This is a genomic window from uncultured Ligilactobacillus sp., from assembly GCF_948826705.1.
In the GTDB taxonomy this organism is placed as follows: Bacteria; Bacillota; Bacilli; order Lactobacillales; family Lactobacillaceae; genus Ligilactobacillus.
Map to the genome: position 1 here is coordinate 1 of NZ_CAQLEL010000051.1, position 1,634 is coordinate 1,634.

General features: G+C 39.4%; 2 protein-coding genes and 1 pseudogene. 1 reads left to right on the forward strand and 2 read right to left on the reverse strand.

Annotated elements, in window-relative coordinates; genetic code table 11:
• Positions 1-415 (forward strand): annotated as a pseudogene (locus tag Q9Q35_RS02920) (DNA-entry nuclease); the annotation flags it as partial.
• 192 nt (positions 416-607) lie between these two features.
• Here Q9Q35_RS02920 and Q9Q35_RS02925 read toward each other — a convergent pair.
• Both Q9Q35_RS02925 and Q9Q35_RS02930 read right to left on the reverse strand, forming a co-directional pair.
• Positions 608-1,099, reverse strand: coding sequence for a hypothetical protein (locus Q9Q35_RS02925; RefSeq protein ID WP_304652056.1), 492 nt, complete (start codon positions 1,097-1,099; stop codon positions 608-610).
• Between the two features lie 60 nt (positions 1,100-1,159).
• On the reverse strand, positions 1,160-1,634 hold a 475-nt coding region (locus Q9Q35_RS02930), incomplete at its 5' end, for a hypothetical protein (RefSeq protein ID WP_304652057.1).

A 1,634-nucleotide genomic window follows, 5' to 3' on the forward strand; every position in this document is an offset into this window, starting at 1 on the left:
ACGATCAGAAAGCATTGCTAAAGAAGAAAGTGAAAAGGCTGCTAGTGAAGAAGCTGAAAGTAAGCGTGCGGAGTCAGAAAGTATTGCTGAATCCGAGAGCGCGGAAGCCGAAAGCGAACGTATCGCACAAGAAGAGGCAAGTCGGGCTAGTGAAAGTGCTGCTGCGCAGGAACAAGCTGAACAAACACAAGCTAACGACAATGCCAACAATAGCCAAGCTGGGAATGCACCTGTTAATAATGGCGATATAAATACTGCTGATGCTAATGCACAAGGAACGATCGTCGGTAATTCTCGAAGCATGATCTATCATGTTCCAGGGCAACGGGGCTACCGAATGAACTCAGAAAATGCAGTCTATTTTAGTACAGAAGCCGAAGCTCAAGCAGCTGGCTATCGTCGCTCATTGAGATAAAATTATAGGTTCTACAGAAAGCAAGATTTTCTGTAGAACCTATTTACTTATATTGCCCATCATAAATATGCTTTTTCTATGTTATATCTTGGCTCTACTGCTTTAATGCTAGCTAGTCTCTCTTCTGTACAGTCCTTGATCTCAAAGCTGATTGGTTCACCATTTGTGATTATCCAATGTTTTCATTATTTATCAATCTCCTTGAAAAATACCTAGGTCATACATATGTTGTACGGGTAACATAGACTTGTCTAATTGTCCTTCAAAAAGTTGACAATAGATACCCAAAGACACGATCTCACTTTCGTCAAAATGTATTGTCAACCGATCTTGACTAGTCTCTTCTAAGTAACAACGCAATTCAAGTGAGCGTTCTTTTCCTTCACGTTGAAAAACGAGATCATAAAAATCATCATCATCTGACTCAAAAACTTCGTAGTAATCAGTCACATCATCTTTTAGCACTTCTTTTATCAGTTTGAGCAAATAGGCGATCGCCCCCATAAATGAATATCCAACCGTAGCATATGAAACATGTCCATGAATATCCCATTGAATCTTATACACTTCCTGTAATCCATAGGACTGGCATTCTTCTTCACTTAAGAGCTCAAATTTACAATATACCGTTGAAATATCTGACTTTAAACGTAATGTCGGCATACTTCGTTTATATGTGCGCATTCTCTTATCCTCTCCATGCATTTACTCACATAGTACGCCTTTTATAGCTATGGGACAACCTTAATCACTACTACTTTGTTGATAAGATTCTTGCAGTGAAGAAAGATAGGCTTCTCGCTCTGGAGAAATGTATCCTAAATTTTCGAAATCTTGATAAAAGTGATCAGTATGGCAGATAAATGAGCCACAATAAACAGGTCTTTCATCCGTTGATCTGTCTACTTGAATACGCTCAATATATTGTGTCTGATGTTTTTTAGCATCACATTCATAGTACCACGCTGGCGCTTGTGGGCCTGGTGCATCGGTATAATCGATCGGATCACCAACGATCTCATATTCATCTGTATTTTCTACAGCTGGTACTACTTCTTCGGTCGTATCATCAGGCGTCTCATATTCTGGTACTTCTACTGTGGTGCTTGAAGCCTTTGATCTAGATTCACTACTTCGTTTTGATTGAGCTTGTGTAACTTTTTCTTGGCGGATCTCTTGTTGGCTCTTGTCGATCTTTTTAGTTGAATTGATCAAAAGT